The sequence below is a fragment of the Caulobacter sp. SRI_008 genome (assembly GCF_057586355.1).
Window position 1 is genome coordinate 204,420 of the sequence record NZ_JBYCZS010000004.1, and the last position, 21,181, is coordinate 225,600.

Here is a 21,181-nt window from a genome sequence, read left to right on the forward strand (position 1 = left end):
GGGGCGGTCGCCTTTCGGCGGCCGCCCCTTCGATCATTCGCGCGATCGCGCCGCGATCAGGCGCGCGGGTAGAATTCCGCGTACCACTTGGCGAAGCGCTGCAGGCCCTCGGCCAGCTTGACCTTGGGCTTGTAGCCGCACAGCGCCTGCAGCTTGTCGATGTTGGCGTAGGTGGCCGTGACGTCCCCGGGCTGCATGGGGCGCATGATCTTCTTTGCTTCGACGCCGATCGCCGCCTCCAGGGCCGAGATCATGTCCATCAGTCCGACGGGATCGTTGTCGCCGATGTTGTAGACCTCGTGCCCGCCGCGCGGGGGCGGGTTGTCGAGCACGCCGATGATCCCGTCGACGATGTCGTCGATATAGGTGAAGTCGCGGGCCATCTTGCCCTCACCGTACACCTCGATTGACTCGCCCTTCAGGATCTTCTGGGTGAAGCTGAAATAGGCCATGTCCGGGCGGCCCCACGGTCCGTAGACCGTGAAGAAGCGCAGGCCCGCCTGGGGGAAGCCGTAGAGCTTGGCGTAGCTCTGGCTGAGCAGTTCGCACGAACGCTTGGTCGCCGCGTAGAGCGAGACCGGGGTCTCGGCCGGATCGGTCTCCCGGAAGCCTTCGCCGGCCAGGGGGCGATCGCCGTAGACGCTGCTCGACGAGGCGTAGACCAGGGCCTCGACGCCGCCATGGCGGCAGGCTTCCAGCACGGCCAGGTGGCCGGCCAGGTTCGAGCGCTCATAGGCGAAGGGGTTCTCGATCGAGTAGCGCACGCCGGCCTGGGCGGCCAGGTGCACGATCCGCTTCACGCCCGACGACTTGACCAGCTCGAGCAGGGCCTCGTGGTCGGCGATGTCCATGCGGACCATCGAGAAGCCCGGACGCCCGTCGAGACGGGCGGCGCGGGCGTCCTTCAGGGCGGGGTCGTAATAGGCGTTGAACACGTCGACGCCGATCACGGTCTCTCCACGATCGAGCAGGCGCTCGGCGACGTGCATGCCCACGAAGCCGGCGGCGCCGGTGACCAGAACAGGACCTCCGCTCATGCGACGGTCTCGGCTTCCGGCTGGACGACGCTTCCCCGGCCGATGGAAGCATAGGTGAAGCCGGCCCGCACCATTTCGGCGGGCTTGTAGATGTTGCGCAGGTCGACGACGACCGGGGCGGCCAGCAGGCCCTTGAGGCGGACAAGATCGAGGGCGCGGAACTGGTCCCACTCGGTGAGGATCAGCAGCACGTCGGCGCCTTGCGCGGCCTCGTAGGGACCGGAGGCGAACTCGACGCCGGGCAGCAGGTGCTCGGCCTCGTGGCGACCTTCGGGGTCGAAGGCGCGAACCTTGGCGCCCCTGGCCTGCAGGGCCGGCAGGATGTCGAGGCTGGGGGCGTCGCGCATGTCGTCGGTGTTGGGCTTGAAGGTCACGCCCAGCACCCCGACGGTCTTGCCGCTCAGGTCTTCGGCGCCGAGCACGGCGGCGACCTTGTCGGCCATGGCCTTCTTGCGGGCGGTGTTGACCTCGACCGTGGTCTCGATCAGCCGGGTCGGCGCGCCGTAGTCGGCGGCGGTCTTGACCAGGGCGATGGTGTCCTTGGGGAAGCACGAGCCGCCGTAGCCGGGGCCGGCGTTGAGGAACTTCGAGCCAATGCGCTTGTCCAGGCCGATGCCCTTGGCCACCTGCTGCACGTCGGCCCCGACCTTTTCACACAGGTCGGCCATCTCGTTGATGAAGGTGATCTTCATGGCGAGGAAGGCGTTGGCGGCGTACTTGATCAGCTCGCTGGTGCGGCGGCCGGTGAAGACGATCGGGGTCTCGTTCAGGCTCAGCGGGCGATAGAGCTCGCGCATCACCGCCTGGGCCCGCTCGTCCTCGGTGCCCACGACTACGCGGTCGGGGCGCTTGAAGTCCTCGATCGCCGCGCCCTCGCGCAGGAACTCGGGGTTCGACACCACGGCGAACTGGGCGTTCGGGGCCACGCGCTTGACGATAGCCTCGACCTCGTCGCCGGTGCCGACCGGCACGGTCGACTTGTTGACGATCACCGTGAAGCCGTCGATCAGGCCGGCGATCTCTTCAGCCGCGGCGTAGACGTAGGAGAGGTCGGCATGGCCGTCGCCGCGACGGGTGGGCGTGCCCACGGCGATGAACACCGCGTCGGCGTCCTTGATCGCCTGGGCGCCTTCCAGGGTGAACGACAGCCGGCCTTCGCGGACGTTACGGGCGACCAGATCGTCCAGGCCTGGCTCGAAGATCGGAATTTCCCCGGCCAGCAGCCGCGAAATCTTGCGCGGATCCTTGTCGATGCACGTCACCACGTGACCGAAGTCCGCAAAACACGCCCCAGACACCAGGCCCACATAGCCCGTGCCAATCATCGCTACGCGCATCGAAACCTCTTAGACTTAACGCCTCGCGACACAAGGCAGGCGGACGGCTCCTAATTGCGTAATCAGAAGTTGGAAGCAACCGTCCGTTCGTGAAAATTCTAGAAAGTGCCCGGACCTGTCGTATTTCGCCTGCTCAGTGGGCTCTATTCACTAAGTTCCAAGCAGTTGACCTTGACTACACGCGCGAAATGAACTTTGCGCGTCTTGGGTGAACAGGCCTCGCCCGGCAGGTGTCAGGCCCCTTCCCGCACAGGGCGGGTTTCGGTGGAGGCGGGCCGCGACAGCTTCGAGAGCCAGCGCGGCGCGGCCAGGCCGAGCGGCGGCAGAAGGCCCCAGCGCGTGAGAACGAGGTGCGCAACGAAGGGGGCGGCGACCCCGACCCCGGTGCAGAGCAAGGCATAGAGACCGGCGATCGGCGGGACGTGCAGCTTGACCAGCACGATGCGCAGCCCCGCGGCGACGATGATGTGCATGACGTAGATGCTCATCGACGCCTCGCCCAGCGCCACCGCCCAACGCTTGATCGCGGCCGGCAGGGCGCTGGCCGTGGCGACCAGCGCCGCGGCGCCCAGGAGCGCCGCTGGCAGGGCGGGGATGGAGCTGTAGTCTCCGTGCGCCACCAGACTGGCCGCCCAGACCGCGCCGGCGAACAGCGCCCACAGCAAGGCGGGGGCGGCAAGGCTCTTCACGCCTGGCCAGGACAGGGCGCGGGTCGCGGTCAGCACGCCCACCAGGAAGAACGGGAGGGAATAGGTGAAGCGCTCGAGAATGACGTCGTTGGGCAGGAACTGGCTGGCCGCCAGGGCCCCGATCGCGATGACCGCCAGCGCGATGGGGCGGTAGTTCACGATCGCCAGGACGATGTGGCACAGCATCAGCGCGTACAGGAACCAGAACTGAGCCATCGGGCTCCAGCCGATATAGGCCAGTTCGTGGACGTCGAGCTGCCGGTTGGTCTGCGACGAGGCGGCCACCAGGATCAGGCCCTGGATCAGCGACCACAGCACATAGGGATAGGCGACCGTAACGACCTTGCTCAGCAGGTAGGATCTGGCGCTGCGTTCGACGCTCTTGCGGGCGTTCAGCCCCGCCAGAAAGAAGAACAGCGGCATGTGGAAAGTATAGAGCGTGAAGTCGAGCGCCGCCCAGAACGGACCCTGGGCGATGTTGGCCGAAACCAGCCCGCGCGCGACGTGGCTGAGCACGACCAGCACGATGCCGAGGCCCCGCGCGGCGTCGATCCATTCGATGCGGGGCCGCTTTTCCTCGCGGGGAGGGGCGGGAATCGCTTCGGTCGTGGAGGGAGAGCGGATGTCCATCTCTGACGCCATGCCTGTAAATTTTGTACTGCGCGAAGCGATGCACGCCTGGGTGCAGCGAACGCTAGGCCCTGTCTCTCGCCAATTTGGGAATTTTCTGTGACCCAAGCGCGAGGAATTCACGTCGGCTCGCCGGTTTGCCCAAATGGGGCGCGGCATTGGCCAAGCAACGCTGCATCATGGCCGCCGATCGGCCTGAAATTCCCCTTCGCGTAACATTGATATTCCCCTCGCGGTTGCACCGAATCCGTGTTTAGCTCCGGGTTGCAATCGTGGGGCGTGCCCATCTGCGGGGAGGGCGACGAGTGGCGGGTTCGTTACTGGAAAGTCTGCTGGGCGGAGCGGCGCGGGTGCTGAGCCGGATTCAACCCTGGCACAAGTATCCGACCACGCTGGCCGTGCCGACGCTGGCGGGCCTGCGCGTCAACATGCGCCACGAAAACCTGTTCGACACCGAGATGGAGCCGACGATCGCCGCGCCCGACCCGGCGCCCGGCGGGATCGACGTGCGCGAGGCCCGCACCGCCGACGGCAGCTACAACGACCTCTCCAAGCCGTGGATGGGCATGACCGGGGCGCGCTTTGGTCGCAACATGCCGATCGAGCGCACCTTCGGCGAGGAAGAGCCGGCCCTGATGACCCCCAATCCGCGGGTGATCAGCAACCGGCTGCTGGCCCGCAAGGAGTTCGTGCCGGTCCCGCACCTGAACGCCCTGGCCGGCGCCTGGCTGCAGTTCATGGTCCACGACTGGCTGAGCCACGGCGAGAACGATCCGGAAGACAAGTTCTACGTGCCGATCCCCGAGGGCGACAGCTGGCCGGGCGGGGTGATGGAGGTGCTCAAGACCCTGCGCGATCCCGACCGTCCGGGCGACGCGGGCCGGCCCCAGGCCTACACCAATGTCGAGACCCACTGGTGGGACGCCTCGCAGATCTACGGCTCGTCGCTGCGGCGGCAGATCAAGGTGCGCACCGACCCGACGACCGGCCAGTTCCTGACCGACGGCAAGCTGGGTTTGCAGCCCAACGGCCAACTGCCCATCGACGAGGCCGGCAAGATCCCGGGCCTGGAGCTGGCCGGGGTCAACGGCAACTGGTGGATCGGCCTGTCGGTGATGCACACCGTCTTCGTGCGCGAGCACAATTCGGTCGTGGACCGCCTGAAGATCGACTTCCCCGAGGCCTCGGGCGAGTGGCTGTTCCAGAAGGCGCGCCTGGTGGTCTCGGCCCTGCTGGCCAAGATCCACACCGTCGAGTGGACGCCGGCCCTGATGAACAGTCCGGAGGGGCGCCTGGCCATGCGCGCCAACTGGTGGGGCCTGGCGGGCGAGACCTTCCACCGGGCGTTCGGCCGGCGCGGCGAAAGCGAGATCCTGTTCGGGGTGGCCGGCTCGCCGGTCGACCACCACAACGCGCCCTACGCGATGACCGAAGAATTCGCGGCCTGCTACCGCATGCACCCGCTGATGCCGGACGACTATTCGTTCCGCAGCCACGTGGACGACAGGGAGCTGCTCAAGCGCGACCTGATCGGCGTGGCCCGCGGCCAGGCCTCCAGCGTCTACGAGCACGCCAGCTTCGACGACGTCGTCTATTCGCTGGCCACCAGCCATCCGGGCGCGCTGTGCCTGCACAACTACCCCAACACCCTGCGCAGCCTGCCGCCCAAGCGCGAGAACGACGTGCTGACGGATCTCGCCGCCACCGACATCCTGCGCGACCGCGAGCGGGGCGTGCCGCGCTACTGCGAGTTCCGGCGCCACATGAGCATGCGCGCCCCCAAGACCTTCGCCGAGCTGACCGACAACAAGGAATGGCAGAAGGAGCTGGAGGAGATCTACGGCGACGTCGAGAAGGTCGACCTGCTGGTCGGCACCCTCGCCGAGAGCCAGTGCACGCGTAACGGCACGCCGCCGGGCTTCGGCTTCTCCGACACCGCCTTCCGCATCTTCATCCTGATGGCCACCCGCCGCCTGAAGAGCGACCGCTTCTACGGCGAGGACTTCAACGCCAAGGTCTACACCCCGGCCGGCTTCGCCTGGGTGCGCGACAACGGCCTGCGCCAGGTGATGGAGCGCCACGTTCCGGCCCTGGCCGCCCAGTTCGCCGACGCCCGCAGCATGTTCTTCCCCTGGGCCAAGGGGACGGCGGGATGAGCAGCCGGATCCGCATTCCGGGCCTCGTCGACGTGATCCGCCTCGACGAGCCGGCCGCCATTCGCGCGATCGTCGCCGATCCGCGTCTCGACCGCGACTTCAAGAAGGAAGGGCCGCTGATCAACCGGCTGCTGGCCGGGCGCATCCGCAAGGTGCTGCGCGTCGGTTCGCACCCGCTGCCGGCCGTCGCCCCGCGCGAGGCCGAGGACCGCGCCCGCCTGCAGGCCCTGCTGGAGCAGCGCTTGCAGAACGCCCAGCTGGGCACGCCCGAGCAGCGCGCGACCCTGGCCGCCTATGTGCGCGGCGAGAAGGGGGAGGGGGTCCTTGGCCCCACCGCCCAGGCCGCCGTCGGCGAGCTGTTCGCCCCCGGCTACGCGGCCCGCAAGGACCGCTGGAAGGCCGCCCGCACGCTGGACGCCGCCCCGCGTTCGTTCAATCCGCTGCAGATCCTGTGGTGGGGCCTGACCGGGGCCGTCGACCGGGCCCGCAAGACCCTGGCCGCGCCGGTCGACAACGATCCGGCCGCCGTCCACGCCACCGGCGTCGCGGTCCATAACCTGGTGCGCGGCCTGAAGATCATGCGCGGCCTGTGGCGCCAGCCCTTCGCCCGCGAGAGCCTGACCGAAGAGGCGGTGATCTGCCAGTGCGCCGTCGCCCCGGCCAATGTGCTGCGCCAGTGGAAGGCCCCGGCCAGCACCCTGTGGGGCGAGGTCGAGCCCGGCGCGATCACGCTCTTCCAACTCGACGCGGCCCGCTATCGCAGCCCCAGCCACCAGATCGTGTTCATGACCGACAGCTGGAGCCGCTGTCCCGCCCACCACTGGACCGCCTCGCTGCTGGGCGCGGTCTGGCGCGAGGCCAAGGCCAGTGCGCCTGCCGGTAAGGGAGCGCGCTGATGACCGACGTCCTGCCGCCGCGCGCCGCCGCCGGTCCGATCATCCGCACCCCCGCCGACGCGGCGGCCGCGGGCGACCCGATCTTCCAGCCGCTGCATTTCCGCAACCTGACCGTCAAGAACCGGATCTTCCGCTCCAACATCTCGGGCATCTTCGACAACCAGGACGGCTCGCTGACCCAGACGCGGATCAACTGGGAGAGCAAGTTCGCCAAGGGCGGGGTGGGGGCGATCATCTCGTCCTACGTGCCGGTGCTGATGGAAGGCCGGATCATCGCCGGCTACGCCACCGTCCACCGCGACGAGTTCATTCCGCTGTGGGCCAAGCTGGGCGAGGCGGTGCACAGCTTCGACGCCAAGTACATCATGCAGCTCAGCCACTCGGGCCGGCAGATGGACCTGCCGGGCGTGCACAACCAGATGCGCCCGAGCCTGACCTCGACCAGCAACAGGGAGACCCTGCACGGCTTCCTGTGCCGGGCCATGACCAAGGGCGACATCGAGCACACCATCAACGCTTTCGCGGCGGGCGCGTGGCGGGCGCGCGAGGCGGGGCTGGACGGGGTCGAGCTGCACGCGGCCAACGGCTACCTGTTCACGCAGTTCCTCAGCTCGGGGATCAACGACCGCACCGACGAATACGGCGGCTCGCTGAAGAACCGCGCCCGCTTCCTGCTCGACGTGATCGGCGCCATCCGCTCGCGGGTGGGGCGCGACTTCCACCTGCAGGTCAAGCTCAGCGCCATCGACCGCAACAACGTCATCCCGTGGGAGCACAAGGGCAACACCCTGGCCGACACGGTGCAGGTGGCCCAGTGGGTCGAGGCGGCCGGCGCCGACGCCATCCACGTCTCGTCTGGCTCGCTGTTCCCGCACCCGCTGAACCCGCCGGGCGACCTGCCGATCGACATCCTGGCGGTGACCTACGACGCCATGATCAGCTCGGGCGTCTACGGCTTCCGCAACTTCCTGCTGTTCCGCTACCCGCTGCTGCGGCCGATCTTCCACTGGATCTGGTTCCGCATGAAGAAGGGCCATCCGATCGAGGGCGTCAGCCTGGAGGAGGCCCGGGCGATCAAGGCGGCGGTCAGCGTGCCGGTGCTGTGCACCGGCGGCTTCCAGACGGCCTCGTTCGTGCGCGACGCCATCTCCGGGGGCGTGGTCGACGGGGTGTCGATCGCCCGCTCGCTGATGGCCAACAAGGATCTGGTCCAGCAGTGGGCGGCCGGCCACGACCTGCCGGAAAAGCCCTGCACCTACTGCAACAAGTGCCTGGCCAACGCGCCCAAGAACCCGATGGGCTGCTACGAGGAGGCCCGCTTCCCGTCCCGCGAGGCGATGATCGACGAGATCATGAGCGTCTACAAGCCGCGCGCCGACATGCGCATTCCCCTGGCTTCGGAGCTGTAGGATGGCGGCGCGCAAAGCGGTGACGGCGGTCGAGGCCCATCTGGCCGCAACGCGCTGGCAGCTTCGGCTGGGCGTGGCGGTGGTGGCGCTGCTGATCGCCCTGGCGGTGATCGTGCTGGGCCTTGGCCTGTGCGCGGCCCTGCGGCTGTCGGGCTCGGCCACGCCGCGCTACGCCAGCGACGTCGACCACTTCAAGTACGGCTCGATCGGCTCCGAACCGCAGAGCGGCGTGCCCTATGCCTTGTGGAAGGCCCTGCCGGCCCTCTATCCCAAGCAGTTCGAGGGCCGCAACGACTACACCGCCTTCGGCTTCATCTACGAGACCGACGACAAGGGCGTGCGCAAGGAGCTGCCGATCGGCGTCTCCAAGCGCCAGGTCAACGGCGTCGACGTGGTCTGGCTGAACTGCGCCACCTGCCACACCGGCACCTGGCGCGCCTCGGACGGCGGCGTCGTCCACGTCGTGCCGGGCATGCCGTCCAACAATCTCGACTTCCACCGCTTCGTGTCGCTGCTGCTCACCGCCGCCACCGACGAGCGGTTGGAAGCGGCCGACCTGTTCGGGCCGATGGAGAAGGCCGGAACGCGTCTGGACTGGTTCGACCGCCTGGTCTGGCAGGCCGCCGTCATGCCGCGCTTCCGCGAGGGCCTGATCCGCGTGCGCGGCCGCCTGGCGCCGCTGCTGGAACGGCAGTCGCCCTGGGGAGCCGGCCGCGTCGACACTTTCAACCCCTACAAGCTGCTGCAGTTCGGCACGCCGGCCGCCAGCCTGACCGAGGCCGAGGTGCACGGGGTCTCCGACTTCCCGGCGATCTTCAACCAGCGCCCGCGCGAGGGCATGGAACTGCACTGGGACGGCAACAACACCTCGCTGCAGGAACGCAACCTGTCGGCCGCCATCGGCGCGGGCGTCACGCCCAAGACCGTCGACCACGCCTCGCTCCGGCGCGTGGCGGGTTGGTTGATGGACCTTCCGGCGCCGGTCAGCCCGCATCCGCTGAACGCCCAGGCGGCCCTGCGCGGCCAGGCGATCTACAAGGCCGAGTGCTTCGCCTGTCACGGCGGGCAGGAGGCCGGCGGTTACGTCTTCAAGGCTGAGAAGCTGGGCAAGGTGACGCCGATCGCCCTGATCGGCACCGACCGCGCGCGGCTGGACTCCTACACCAAGGAGTTCCGCGAGCAGCAGCTGAGCAAGATGTTCGCCGGCACGCCCTACCAGTTCCGCTACTTCCGCAAGACCGACGGCTATTCCAACCAGCCGCTCGACGGGCTGTGGCTGCGCGGGCCCTATCTGCACAACGGCTCGGTGCCGACCCTGACCGACCTGCTGAAAGCGCCGGCCGAGCGGCCCAAGGCCTTCCTGCGCGGTCGCGACCAGGACGTGATCGACCCGGTCAACGGCGGCTTCCTGACCACGGCCTGCACGCCCGGTCAGCCGACCCCGCGCGGGACCAGCTGCTACGACACGGCCCTGCCCGGCAACGGCAATGGCGGACACCTCTACGGCGTGGGTCTGACGCCCGAACAGAAGGCCGACCTGTTGGCCTATCTGCTGACTTTCTGAAGGGGGAACGACGATGAGCGACGGCCTCAGCATCGGCTGGTCGGATGAGCAGGCCAGGCGCGCGCGCAACGTCTATCGCGGCGTGCTCGGTTTCAACATGTTCCTGCACCTGGTCGTGGGCCTGCTGTGCATGTTCGCCCCGAACTTCGTCTCGCAGACGGTGGGCCTGGACGCGCCGAACGTCGCGGGCTGGACGCGCGGCTGGGGCGCGACCCTGATCTTGGTCACGGCGCTGTACGTTCCGGGCCTGCTGGAGCCGGTGCATAAGCGCGCCCCCAACCTTATCGGCATATTGGGGCGGATCTGGATGGGCACGGTCTGGGTGTTCTGCGGCGGCGGCTTCCTGTGGTTCGCGCTGTTCGACTACGCCTGGGCGCTGATCATCTTCCTGTTCTACCTGCGCCTGTTCCGCGCCCACGTCATGACGCGGCCTTAAGGAGGCGCGCGCCATGGCGACCGATCGCACGCCCGCCGTCCTGATCAAGGCCCCGCCGCTGAAGTCGCAGAGCCTGCGCCTGGGCATCGGCGCGGCGCCCGTCCGGCTTAAGGCCGAGCCCTTGTTCGAGCACATCTCCCAGCCGGCCGGCGAGGGCGAAGGCTTCGCCGCGGCCGGCGGAGGCGGGGCCGAATGGCAGAAGCTGAGCCTGGAGCAGGGGGACGAGCGCAATCTGTGGGACCTCTGTCACGCCCTGGCCGGCCAGGGCGGCGAAGGCCTCGGCGCGGCCGGCGGCGGGGGACCGGTCTTCGCCGAGCCCGACCTCGAGCAGCGCTGGTCCTATCCCGCGCCCGAGGTGACGATGGGCGCGGCCCCGGCCTGCCGGGCCCAGCCGACGCCGCAGCGCCGCAACTTCCCGCATGTCGACAGCGACAATCTGTGGTTCCGCAACGGCGACCATTCGGGCTTCGGCCCGGCCAGCCACCAGACCGGCGCGGGCGCGCGCATCGCCCATATCGACACTGGCTACGACCCGACCCACCGCTACCTGCCCAAGCACCTGCGGCTGGATCTGCAGCGCAACTTCGTCGACCGCGACCATCCGCGCGACGCCAGTGACCGCTCAGAGGGCCTGTGGGTGCAGGACGGCCACGGCATGGGCACCATCGCCATCCTGGCCAGCGAGCAGTACGGCGGCGCGCCCGGGGCCGAGGTGGTGCCGATCCGCATCGCCGATCGGGTGGTGCTGTTCCGCTCGAGCACCTTCGCCCAGGCGCTCGACTATGTTTACGGCCTGCGCAACGACCCGAAGACCCGCATCGACGTCATCACCATGAGCATGGGGGGGCTGGCCTCCCAGGCCTGGGCCGAGGCGGTCAACCGGCTGTACGAGGCGGGGATTTTCATCGTCACGGCGGCGGGCAACAACGACAACAACTTCCCGACCCGCAACGTCGTCTATCCGGCCCGCTTCAACCGCGTGGTCGCCGCCTGCGGGGTGATGGCCGACGGCTCGCCCTACGCCGACCTCGGCCAAGGGCGGATGGCCGGCAACTACGGTCCCGACAGCAAGATGGGCACGGCGCTGGCGGCCTGTACGCCCAACCTGCCCTGGGCGGTGGGCGGCTGCGCGGACCTGGTCGACTGGAGCGGACAGGGCACCTCCTGCGCCACGCCGCAGATCGCCGCCGCCGCGGCCCTGTGGATCGCCGAGAACCGCGCCAAGCTCGACGCCTATCCCGAAGGCTGGATGCGGGTGGAGGCCGTGCGCAAGGCGCTGTTCTCCAGCGCCCGTCCGGGCGCGCGCACCACCTTCGGCGCTGGCCTGCTGCGCGCCGACAAGGCCCTGGGCGTCAAGCCGGCTGCGGCCAGCTCGCTCAGAAAGTCGCCCGCCGACGATGCGGCCTTCGCCCTGATCCGCCTGGCCGCCGGCCTCGGCGCGGCCGGAGGACCGCCGGTCGATCCGGCCGTTCAGCGGATGCTGGAACTGGAGATCCTGCAGCTGTCGCAGTCGGCCGCGATCGAGGCGATCATGCCCGATCCGGCCGAGCCGCCGGACACCGAGACCGGCCGCCGCAAGCTGCGCGAGGCCCTGGCCGAGCAGCCCCGCGCCTCGCGCCGGCTGAAGGCCTATCTGCGCGGGTCCGACAGCCGCACCGTCCAGCCGCCGGCCGCGCCCGCAGCGCCGACGCCCGCCCCCGCCCCCGCCCCCGCCTTGGGCGACATGGAGCGGCTGCACCTGGACCACGCCCTGAACCCGACCGTGCGCGAGCCGGCCGGCCGCCGCCTGCGCGTCTACGCCTTCGACCCGTCGTTCAGCGCCTCGCAGGACACCGCCGGCATCAATGTCGCCCGGCTGGAAGTGCCCTGGGACGCCAATCTCAAGCCCGGGCCGATCGGCGAATATCTGGAAGTCATCGACGTCGATCCGGTCAGCGACGCGGCCTATGCGCCCGTCGACCTCAACCATCCGCACCTGCTCAGCCAGGACGGCCTGTCGCCGAGCCCCTCCGATCCGCGCTTCCACCAGCAGATGGTCTATGCGGTGGCGATGAAGACCATCGGCCATTTCGAGCGGGCCCTGGGGCGCACGGCGCAATGGTCGTCGCGCCGGCTGAACGAGGGCGACGTGCCGACCCTGGCGCCCGACGATGTCGGCAAGCCGCCCAAGCGCCGCGAGCGCGAGGAATATGTCCAGCGCCTGCGCATTTATCCGCACGCCTTCCGGGGCGCGAACGCCTATTACAGCCCCGATCGCAAGGCGCTGCTGTTCGGCTACTTCCCCGCCGCCGGCGGCGACTGGCGCGGCTCGCCCGCAGGCCAGATGACCTTCAGCTGCCTGTCGCACGACATCGTCGCCCACGAGACCTCGCACGCCCTGCTCGACGGCCTGCATCCGCGCTATCGAGAATCCACCCATCCCGACGCCATGGCCCTGCACGAGGCCTTCGCCGACATCGTCGCCCTGTTCCAGCACTTCACCCTGCCCGAGGCGCTGGAGCACCAGATCGGCCGCAGCCGAGGCGACCTGACCGGCGGCGGGCCGCTGGTGCAGCTGGCCGTCGAGTTCGGCCGCGCCACCAGCCGCGAGGGCCAGTTCCAGAAGGCCCTGCGCGAGGCGGTCGACGGCCTGTCGAAGGAGAAGCTGTCGGAGCTGCAGGGCGCCGCGCCCGAGCTGCCGATGGAGGCGCATGATCGCGGGGCCATGCTGGTGGCCTCGGTGTTCGACGCCTTCCTGACCCTCTACGCCGCCCGCCAGGAAGAGGTGATCGTGCTGGCCACCGGCGGCAGCGGCGTGCTGCCCGAGGGCCAGCTGCCCCAGCCCCTGGTCAAGGCCCTGGCGCGGGTGGCGGCCAAGCTGGCCGAGCAGCTGCTGAACATCTGCATCCGCGCGCTCGACTACTGCCCGCCGGTCGACGCCACCTTCGGCGACTATCTGCGGGCGATGATCACCGCCGACCGCGACGTGGTGCCCAACGACGTGCGCGGCTATCGCCTGGCCCTGATCGCCGGCTTCGCCAAGCGCGGGATCTTCCCACAGAACGTGCCGCACCTGTCGCCCGGCAGCCTGGTCTGGGAGGCGCCGCCGCCGGTCATCACCACGGCCTCGCGGCTGCTGCCCAAGCTGGATCTCGGCTGGAACCTGCGCAACCGCCGCCAGAAGGCCTGGAACCTGTCGCGCGACAACGCCCGCGTCCTGCACGCCTGGCTCTCGGGCCGGCGCTGGGAGAACGGCGCCTGGGTGCAGGTCCCGCTCGACGAGCGGGCCACCGACCTGGAGCTCAAGGCCTTCGGCCTCTATCGCGACGAGGGCGTGCAGAAGATCGACTATGTCGAAAACGGCGAGACCTTCAGCGAGGAGGTGACGATCGGCAAGATCGAGGTCCACTCGGTGCGGCCCGCCCGACGGATCGGCCCCGACGGGGTCACGGTCAGCGACATCGTCGTCGAGATCACCCAGAAATGGACCGACAGCGGCGGCGTCACGCGCCGGGGCGGCTGCACGGTGCTGTTCGATCTGGAGAGCTACCAGGCCCGCTATCTGATCCGGAAGCGGGTGGCCAATCTCGCCCAGGCCTGGGCCGAGACGGCCGCCGCCCCGCCGCCGCGCGGGACCGGCCACGTCCGCAGCGCCTATTTCGGCGTCATGGGCGACCGCGAGCCCTTCGCCATGCTTCACGACTGCTGTTGAGACGGGGAGGGCGAGCGTGACCGATCATCGCGCCAAGGTGAGAATGTATCGCCACGGACTGGGCGACTGCCTGCTCGTCCGTCTGGCCCGCGACGGCGACCGGGATTTCAACATCCTGATCGACTGCGGCGTCATCCTCGGCACCAAGGACGCCCGCGCCAAGATCAACGCCGTGATGGAGAACGTCGTCGCCGAGACCGGCAACGTCATCGACCTCCTGGTGCTGACCCATGCCCACGGCGACCACGTCTCGGGCTTCCTCCAGGCCGAGGCGATCTTCCGCAAGCTTGAGGTCGGCCAGGTGTGGATGGCCTGGACCGAGGATCCGGACGACAGCTTCGCCAAGTCGCTGCTCGATGCGCGCGGCCGGCGCGGGGCGGTCGACGCCCTGCAGGCCGTGGCCGGACAGATGCAGGCGGCCGGCGACGCGGCGGCGGGCGAGAAGATCGCCGGGCTGATGGACTTCTTCGGGATCGACGACGTGCCGTTCGGGGCGGCCGGCGGCCGCGCCACCACGGAAGACGCCGTGCAGGTGGCCCGCGAACTGGCCCCCGAGGGCAAGCTTCTCTACTGCAAGCCCGGCCAGGATCCCTACCGGCCGCCGGGCGCCAAGGCGCGGATCATGGTGCTGGGGCCGCCGCGCGACCACGACCTGATCCGCAAGTCGACGCCCAGCAAGAAGGCGCCCGAGACCTTCGACATGGCGCTCGACGCGCCGGGCGGCGCACCGCCGCCGGGGCTCGAGGGGCGTCCGTTCTCGCCGCTGTTCACGATCCCGCTCGACGTGGCCCGCGCCGAGGTGAAGTTCTTCCAGGACAACTACTGGAACCAGGTCGGTCAGTCCGGCTGGCGCGGCATCGACGACGTCGGCTCCAGCGCGCTCGACTTCGCCATCAAGCTCGACAACGACACCAACAACACCAGCCTGGTGCTGGCCATCGAGCTGGACGGCCCGGGGGATGGCGGAGGTGACGCCGGCCGCGACGTCCTGCTGTTCGCCGCCGACGCCCAGGTCGGCAACTGGCTGTCCTGGAAGGACGTCAAGTGGACCAAGCCCGAGGGCGAGGCCGGCGACGTCGAGGGCCTGGATCTCGTGCGCCGCACCATCGTCTACAAGGTCGGCCACCACGGCAGCCACAACGCCACCTTGAAGGACTATCTGCTGTCGATGGAGCGGCTGCGCATCGCGCTCAACCCCGTCGACGAGGTGATGGCCGGCAAGAAGCACTGGGACCACATCCCCCTGCCGTCGCTGGAGGAAGCCCTGCGCAAGCAGGCCAAGGAAGCTCTGGTCCGCGCCGACGAGAACGGCGTCAAAGGTCCCGACATCGTCGAGGACCCGCTGTTCTACGAAGTGACGGTCTAGGGATCCTACTCCTGAAGGGGAGGCGGCCCGGAAGGGGAAGTCCCCCGCGAAAGCGCCGCCAAATGATCCCTCTCCCCCTGCGGGAGAGGGTGGCCTCGCGGAGCGAGGTCGGGTGAGGGGTCTCTCAGACCTCCGCGCGGCGTATGGCGGTCAGACCGGGGGGGGGGCGGAGCGTCTCATGTCTGAGAGACCCCTCATCCGCCGGCTTCGCCGCCACCTTCTCCCGCAAGGGGAGAAGGATCGCTGACCGGAGGGGCGCGCGGGCAACGCGTCTCGAAGTCGTGGAAAAGTCAGAGGGGAAAGGGTGGAGGCCCGGCCCGGAATCGAACCGGGGTGCACGGATTTGCAGTCCGCTGCGTCACCACTCCGCCACCGGGCCACCGGGTCGACACAAGGTTGCGTCGGCGAAGAGGGCGGATGGCTACCAGACGGCGGCCGCGCTCGCAATGGCCAACTTCGCTTCGTCCCCAGCGATCACTTCCGGCGTGGCGGTTTGGGCGCGCGGCCAATGCTCAGCGGGGTTCCTTGGCCCGTGTCAGGTGCAGGCCGGCGATCAGGGCCAGGGTGACCAGCGCCAGGCCGCCAGCCAGCCAGACGGCTGGTCGTACGTCGTGCTCGCCGACGATCAGGGCCGCCAGCAGCGGTCCGGTCGCGCAGCCCAGCAGGCTGGCGCCGGGACCGAGCAGGGCGGCGCGCCGGCTGGGGTCGGCCTCGATGGCCAGCGGGGTCAGGAACGGCGAGGCGAACAGCCAGGCGAAACCGAACAGGCCCGAGGCGGCCAGGAAGGCCGGGGCCGGCGGCAGGGCGGCGAACACCAGCAGGCAGGCCGCCGCCGCGATCACGCCCACGGCCAGCGACACGAACCAAGACACCCGCCCCGCCAGGGCCGTCGCCGCCGAGCCGCCGGCCACCTGGGCGGCCAGGGAGATCGAGAAGGCCAGGCCCGCCACCTTCGGCGCGTGTCCGGCCTGGCGCGACAGCGGCTCGGCGTAGATCCACAGGGCGAGGATGAAGGCCTGGAAGCAGAACACCGCCAGCAGGGCGACCCAGCCGCGCGGGCTGGGCAGACCTCCCTTCAAGGCGTTCGGGGGGGCGTCATCGGCCTGGGGCAGGGCGGTCCAGGCGCGCGGGGCCAGGAAGCCCGCCGCCACGGCGGTGACGGCCAGGCCCGTCAGCACGACGAAGCCGCCGTCCGGTCCGAACCGGTCGATGACCAGGGCGCTCAAGGTCGCCACCACGGCCAACTGGATCAGGGTCTGGACGGTCAGGTAGATCCCCGACCAGCGATCGGGGCGCGGCGAGCGCACGATCATGCCGGTCACCACCCAGATCAGCGCCCCGGCCGGCAGGCCCGCCAGGGCGCGGACCAGCACCAGCAGGCCGCCGTCCACCTGCGTCGAGGCCAGGTTCAGCGCCGCCAGGAAACAGCCGCAGGCGATCGCCGCCGGCCTGAGACGTCTGGCGCCGAAGGCCGGACCCAGCAGCGCCGCCCCGACCCCCATGGCCGCCAGCTCGGCCATGCCGGCCAGGCCGATCTCCATGGCGCTGAGCCGTCCGGCCGCCTCCAGCCCGCCCAGCAGCAGCGGCCCGACGCCGGGAAACAGCACGCCGACGACGCCGATCCACAGCACCGCCAGCCGTTCGCTCAGGCTCGGCGCCGGACCTATCCAGTTGGCGGTCGCCACGGCCTCGCCGCTCAATAGCGGGCCCGCAGATAGACGCCGTAGGTGCGCGGCGGTCCCATGCTGAAGGCGTCGAAGCCCAGGCCCTCGATGGCGGTGATGTCGAGGATGTTGGTCTCGTCGAACAGGTTCTTGCCCCACACGCCCAGCTCGTAGCGACCGCCGTCCAGCTTCCAGCCGACCTGGCCGTTGACGAAGGTGCGGGCCTCGTCGCTCAGCCGCTCGGTGTTGGCGGTGTCGAAATAGACCTTGGAGCGGTGGGTGAAGTCCAGCTGGCCGGTGAAGTCGCCGACCGGCAGCGAGTGCTCGTAGCGGATGGCGCCGTTGAGGCTGAGTTTCGGGGCCGAAGGCAGGCGATTACCCGAATAGTCGTCGCCCACCGAGACGAAGTCCTCGTACTCGGCGTGCAGCAGCGAGGCGCCCAGCGTCAGGGAGAGCCCCCGCGCCGGCCGCGCCTCGACCTCGGCCTCGGCGCCGTAGACCCGGGCGGCCGAGGCGTTGGTGAAGTACTGCACGGTCAGCAGGCCGCGCTGGATGGTCGTGTAGACCTGCAGGTCCTTGTAGTCGTAGTAGAACGCGGCCGCGTTCAGGCGCAGGCGGCGGTCGAGGAACTCGCTCTTGGCCCCCACCTCGAAGGCGTCGACGGTCTCGTCGGAATAGGGCTCGAGGTCGGCCTCGTCGGCGGTCTGGCCGGTGAAGAAGCCGCCGCTCTTGTAGCCGCGATTGTAGGTCGCATAGAGGTTGGCGTCGTCGGTCAGGGCGTAGCGCAGGCCAAGCCGCCCCGACAGCGACTTGAAGCTCTTGTCGCCGTCGTGGACGAACAGGGTGACGAGGCCGTAGTCGACGTCGCTGACGTAGTGGATGCTCTTGTCGTCGACCGAATAGCGCAGACCGCCGGTGAAGGTCAGGCGCTCGGTCAGGTCGTAGTCGAACTGTCCGAACACCGCCCAGCTGCGCGACTTCAGGGTCAGGGGCCAGCCGAACACGCCGATGCTGGCGGCCGGATCCATGCCGGTCGGGTTGTCGGGCGTCGGATTGCGCAGGTCGGCCAGCACGTCGTAGTGGCTGTCGTTGGAGAGGTCGTCCTTGGCCCAGTAGAGGCCGGTCACCCAGCGCAACGGACCCTGGCCGTTCGATTGCAGGCGGAACTCCTGGCTGGCCGTTTCCTGCAACGCGATGTAGCGGGCGCTGATCACCTGCAGCGGGTTGGCGTCGGTGTCCTCCCAGTCGTCGCGGGCGGCGCGCTGGTAGCTGGTCACCGAGTAGAGGGTCATGTCTCCCAGGTCGTAGGAGACGTTGGCCGTCGCCCCGAACAGCTTGACGATGTCCTTGCCCTCGAAGCGGTAGTCGCCCTCGTAGAGGTCGCCGCTGGTGTTGGCGTAGCCCAGGGCGTTGGTGCACTGGCCCGAGGTGTAGAAGCCGGCCTTGCAGAAGCCGTCGGCGCCGGTCGCTTCGGCCGTCTGCGGCAGGATCGAGCGGTTGTAGGTCCAGATCGAGCCGCCGCGCGACTGGTTCAGGCTCAGCGACAGGTCGGCGGTCAGCTTGTCGTCGGGCTTCCAGCGCAGGGCCGCGCGCAGCGCCCAGCGGTTGGCGTCGTTGCCCTTGTTGCCGGTCAGCCGGTTGGTCGTGTAGCCGTCGTTCTTGTCGTAGAGGCCGCTGATCCGGAAGAAGAGCGTGTCGTCGATGATCGGTCCGCCGAAGCCGCCCTGGGCGTTGACGGCGTTGAACCGGCCGTATTCCACGGCGATGTCGCCGCCCGGGCTGTTCGACGGCTTCTTGGTGACGATGTTGATCGCCCCGCCGGTGGTGTTGCGGCCATAGAGCGTGCCCTGCGGTCCGCGCAGCACCTCGACCTGCTCCAGGTCGTAGAAGCCGGCCAGTTGGGCGAGCGGGGAGGCGATGTAGACCCCGTCGACATAGACGCCGACGGCGCTGGCCGTGCCCGGGTTGAAGTCGTTGACCCCGATGCCGCGAATGAACATCCGCGGATTGGCGGCGTTGTCGTCGGTCTTGATCTGCAGGCCCGGCGCCATGCCCGACAGGGCCAGCACGTCGCTGACCCTCTGGTCCTGCAACTGCTTGCCGGTCATGGCGGTCACCGAGACCGGCACGTCCTGCAGGTTCTCGGCCCGTTTCTGGGCCGTGACGACGATCTCGTCGAGTGCGACCGGCGCGGCTTCACTTGCCGTCTGGGCCCGAGATGAGGTCGCGACCGCCATCAAGGCGACAGTCGCGACCCCGGCGAACACTTGCAGCTTGCGCACTACAACCCCCCGCATGTCCGTACGAAGAGGATGCTAGCTATAACTATCGTTTTGGCAAGCGCCGTTCGACGAGTTGGGTTCGGCTATTTGTTTCCTGCCTTCGCCAGGGCGGCCGACACCTCGGCGCGGGCCATGTCGATGTCGAAGCGGAAGGCGGCCGAGCGATGCTCGGCCGCGTAGATCACAGCCCCGGCCTGAAGTCCGGCCTCGGTGGCGCTGACCGTGTGCGAGCCGCAGATCCAGCGGCTCTCGGCATATTCCCGGCCGCGCGCGTAAAGGGCGTCGGCGCGCGAGGGGGCGACCTCGGCCAGGATCATCGCCACGTGCTCGCCATGGGCCGAGTGGCCGGACGGATAGTCGGGATTGCCGGCCAGGTGGTCGGTCTTCGCTTCGCAGACGGGGGCGGCGTCCTTGCCGATATAGGGCCGCTTGGTCCCCCAGAAGGTCTTGGCGGTTCCCACCACCGAGCGGTCGTCGCCGGCCCGTTCGAGCAGGGCGGCCAGGATCGGGGCCTCCTGCGGCGTCAGGCGCACGCCGAGCGCGTCGGCGAAGTGGTCGAACATCGAGCCCTTGACGTCGGCGGTCGCCAGCGCCCAGCGCGGGGTGTCCTTCAGCGATCGGCTGGCGTCGAAGATCGCGGCGTCGGAGATAGCGCGGGGCGAGCCCTGGGCCGGCGGAGCGGCCAGCACCTTGGTCAGGTCCGGACGCTGGGCCGGAGCGAGATAGCCGGTGGCCGAGGCGCCCGCCGTCAGCTCCAGCGCGCCGTCGCAGCCCTTTGGCGCGCGGACGGGGTTGCAGGCCGCCGCCTCGCCGCCGGGCAGGCGGGCGGTGTAGTTCCAGGGCAGGCGCGGGTCGGCCCACAGATAGTCGGTCGAGACGTATTGGGCGCCGCTGGTCAGGGCGGCCGTGCGCTGGGCGACGTCGCCGCTGCGGGCGGCCCAGGTGTCGGCGTCGGCGCGGGTGCGGACGATGAAGCCGGCCTTCACGGCCGCGGCGATGCGGTCCTTCTGGGCGATGGGGTCGTTCAGCGTCAGGTAGGCGGCGGCCGGCGAGGCCTCGTCGGTGTTGACGAACATCGCCCGGCCTTCCAGCGAGGCGCGCTTGCCGCGATAGATCGCCACCTTTTCAGGACCCTCGTCGAGGGCGAAGAACACCTTGCCGCGCGCGGCCTCCAGCGTCGGCCAGCCGCCGGCCAGCACCGCCTCGCGCAGGGTCGACTTCTTGCCGCGCACCAGGTCGGGATCGATCAGCCGGTCGGGGCCGAACACGCTGCGGATCTCGGCGTCCAGCGCGTCGAACGCCTTTTCGTCGAAGGGCAGGGGCGTGACGCCGCCCGGGATGGAGGCCGCGCCTTCCTTGGCGTTGAGCATGATCAGGATCGGCACGTGGTCGCGATGGGCGTCCGACCAAGCGCGCACCAGCGACAGGCACTCGACGAAGGTCACGCACGAGGAGCGGAAATCGATGTCGGGCATGTGCAGGGTCTTGAAGCCCGGCTTGGCCAGCGCTTCGGCCACGCGGGGCGGCAGCACGGTTCCCCGACCCAGCGCCGTCAGCGGCTTGGCGTAGAGGCCGCCGGCCGGGTCGTTGACGACGTCGATCTCCAGCTGCCGGGCGCCGGCGTCCAGCTGTTCGGCCAGCGGGCGGTGGGCGTAGTCGATGGCCAGCACCGGCTGGCCGCGCGCGGCGACCATGGCCGCTAGTTCGTCGGCGGGAATGGCCTGCTTGTAGGAATTGTGGGTGCCGACGGCCGTCAGGTCGTTCATCCGCAGCGGGGCGTCGCTCGCCGCCGCCGCCATCGCCATCACCGCCACCAAGCCGAACATGGGCCGCACTCCACCAGAACAAGCGGCCTCTCTAGCGGCGCCGCATGACGGTTCGACGTCAGTGTCGCCGCTCCGATCTGCGACCGATACGCAATAAAATCGTGGATAGTCGGCCGCCAAACGCTCGCTTCATACGCTCGTTATCGAACTCGTAACACACCGTCACAATTTCGCCCTAACCGCCCCGCCATCGCGCCG

The 21,181-nt window shown here is 69.4% G+C and carries 12 protein-coding genes, 1 tRNA gene and 1 pseudogene; 7 read left to right on the forward strand and 7 right to left on the reverse strand.

Annotated elements, in window-relative coordinates:
* Nucleotides 1-56: 56 nt before the first annotated feature.
* The 3 genes from AC2YHT_RS05795 to AC2YHT_RS05805 form a co-directional block, all read right to left on the reverse strand.
* Entirely contained in the window at nt 57-1,037 is a 981-nt protein-coding gene (locus AC2YHT_RS05795; protein ID WP_487288627.1) for an NAD-dependent epimerase/dehydratase family protein, read from the reverse strand.
* Complete coding sequence (locus tag AC2YHT_RS05800; protein ID WP_487288628.1) at nt 1,034-2,374, reverse strand: UDP-glucose dehydrogenase family protein; 1,341 nt, start codon at nt 2,372-2,374, stop codon at nt 1,034-1,036. The genes AC2YHT_RS05795 and AC2YHT_RS05800 overlap by 4 nt, the downstream gene beginning before the upstream one ends.
* A 233-nt stretch (nt 2,375-2,607) precedes the next feature.
* A complete protein-coding gene (locus AC2YHT_RS05805) occupies nt 2,608-3,693 on the reverse strand; it encodes an acyltransferase family protein (protein ID WP_487288629.1) in 1,086 nt (361 codons plus the stop codon).
* A gap of 305 nt (nt 3,694-3,998) precedes the next feature.
* On the opposite strand from AC2YHT_RS05805, the gene AC2YHT_RS05810 reads away from it, so the two are divergent.
* The 7 genes from AC2YHT_RS05810 to AC2YHT_RS05840 are packed head-to-tail and all read left to right on the forward strand — an operon-like array spanning nt 3,999 to nt 15,211.
* Nucleotides 3,999-5,849 (forward strand): peroxidase family protein, encoded by a 1,851-nt coding sequence (locus tag AC2YHT_RS05810; RefSeq protein WP_487288630.1) that lies wholly within the window; start codon nt 3,999-4,001, stop codon nt 5,847-5,849.
* The gene (locus tag AC2YHT_RS05815; RefSeq protein WP_487288631.1) at nt 5,846-6,745 is read left to right on the forward strand and encodes a hypothetical protein; all 900 of its coding nucleotides are present in this window, start codon (nt 5,846-5,848) and stop codon (nt 6,743-6,745) included. The genes AC2YHT_RS05810 and AC2YHT_RS05815 overlap by 4 nt, the downstream gene beginning before the upstream one ends.
* Nucleotides 6,745-8,154 carry an NADH:flavin oxidoreductase gene (locus tag AC2YHT_RS05820; protein ID WP_487288632.1) on the forward strand — a complete coding sequence of 470 codons (1,410 nt, stop codon included), beginning with the start codon at nt 6,745-6,747 and terminating at the stop codon, nt 8,152-8,154. The genes AC2YHT_RS05815 and AC2YHT_RS05820 overlap by 1 nt, the downstream gene beginning before the upstream one ends.
* Nucleotide 8,155: 1 nt before the next feature.
* Nucleotides 8,156-9,718 carry a c-type cytochrome gene (locus AC2YHT_RS05825; protein WP_487288633.1) on the forward strand — a complete coding sequence of 521 codons (1,563 nt, stop codon included), beginning with the start codon at nt 8,156-8,158 and terminating at the stop codon, nt 9,716-9,718.
* A 13-nt stretch (nt 9,719-9,731) separates the two neighbouring features.
* Complete coding sequence (locus AC2YHT_RS05830; RefSeq protein ID WP_110117880.1) at nt 9,732-10,154, forward strand: hypothetical protein; 423 nt, start codon at nt 9,732-9,734, stop codon at nt 10,152-10,154.
* Nucleotides 10,155-10,167: 13 nt separating this feature from the next.
* The gene (locus AC2YHT_RS05835; RefSeq protein ID WP_487288634.1) at nt 10,168-13,845 is read left to right on the forward strand and encodes a S8 family serine peptidase; all 3,678 of its coding nucleotides are present in this window, start codon (nt 10,168-10,170) and stop codon (nt 13,843-13,845) included.
* Between the two features lie 16 nt (nt 13,846-13,861).
* Complete coding sequence (locus AC2YHT_RS05840; RefSeq protein WP_487288635.1) at nt 13,862-15,211, forward strand: MBL fold metallo-hydrolase; 1,350 nt, start codon at nt 13,862-13,864, stop codon at nt 15,209-15,211.
* A gap of 305 nt (nt 15,212-15,516) precedes the next feature.
* On the opposite strand, the gene AC2YHT_RS05845 is transcribed toward AC2YHT_RS05840, so the two are convergent.
* From AC2YHT_RS05845 to AC2YHT_RS05860, 4 genes and pseudogenes are all read right to left on the reverse strand, one after another.
* Nucleotides 15,517-15,590: transfer RNA gene (locus tag AC2YHT_RS05845), tRNA-Cys, on the reverse strand.
* Nucleotides 15,591-15,723: 133 nt separating this feature from the next.
* Nucleotides 15,724-16,896 carry an MFS transporter gene (locus tag AC2YHT_RS05850; protein WP_487288636.1) on the reverse strand — a complete coding sequence of 391 codons (1,173 nt, stop codon included), beginning with the start codon at nt 16,894-16,896 and terminating at the stop codon, nt 15,724-15,726.
* Between the two features lie 11 nt (nt 16,897-16,907).
* Entirely contained in the window at nt 16,908-19,157 is a 2,250-nt protein-coding gene (locus tag AC2YHT_RS05855; RefSeq protein ID WP_487288638.1) for a TonB-dependent receptor, read from the reverse strand.
* Nucleotides 19,158-19,918: 761 nt separating this feature from the next.
* Nucleotides 19,919-20,983, reverse strand: a pseudogene (locus AC2YHT_RS05860) (phosphatidylinositol-specific phospholipase C1-like protein); the annotation flags it as partial.
* Nucleotides 20,984-21,181 lie beyond the last annotated feature (198 nt).

Excerpts from the sequence above, each read along its gene's own strand:
- AC2YHT_RS05795 (WP_487288627.1), bottom strand. The coding sequence starts at position 1,037 with ATGAGCGGAGGTCCTGTTCTGGTCACCGGCGCCGCCGGCTTCGTGGGC.
- AC2YHT_RS05800 (WP_487288628.1), bottom strand. The coding sequence starts at position 2,374 with ATGCGCGTAGCGATGATTGGCACGGGCTATGTGGGCCTGGTGTCTGGG.
- AC2YHT_RS05805 (WP_487288629.1), bottom strand. The coding sequence starts at position 3,693 with ATGGACATCCGCTCTCCCTCCACGACCGAAGCGATTCCCGCCCCTCCC.
- AC2YHT_RS05815 (WP_487288631.1), top strand. The coding sequence starts at position 5,846 with ATGAGCAGCCGGATCCGCATTCCGGGCCTCGTCGACGTGATCCGCCTC.
- AC2YHT_RS05820 (WP_487288632.1), top strand. The coding sequence starts at position 6,745 with ATGACCGACGTCCTGCCGCCGCGCGCCGCCGCCGGTCCGATCATCCGC.
- AC2YHT_RS05825 (WP_487288633.1), top strand. The coding sequence starts at position 8,156 with ATGGCGGCGCGCAAAGCGGTGACGGCGGTCGAGGCCCATCTGGCCGCA.
- AC2YHT_RS05830 (WP_110117880.1), top strand. The coding sequence starts at position 9,732 with ATGAGCGACGGCCTCAGCATCGGCTGGTCGGATGAGCAGGCCAGGCGC.
- AC2YHT_RS05835 (WP_487288634.1), top strand. The coding sequence starts at position 10,168 with ATGGCGACCGATCGCACGCCCGCCGTCCTGATCAAGGCCCCGCCGCTG.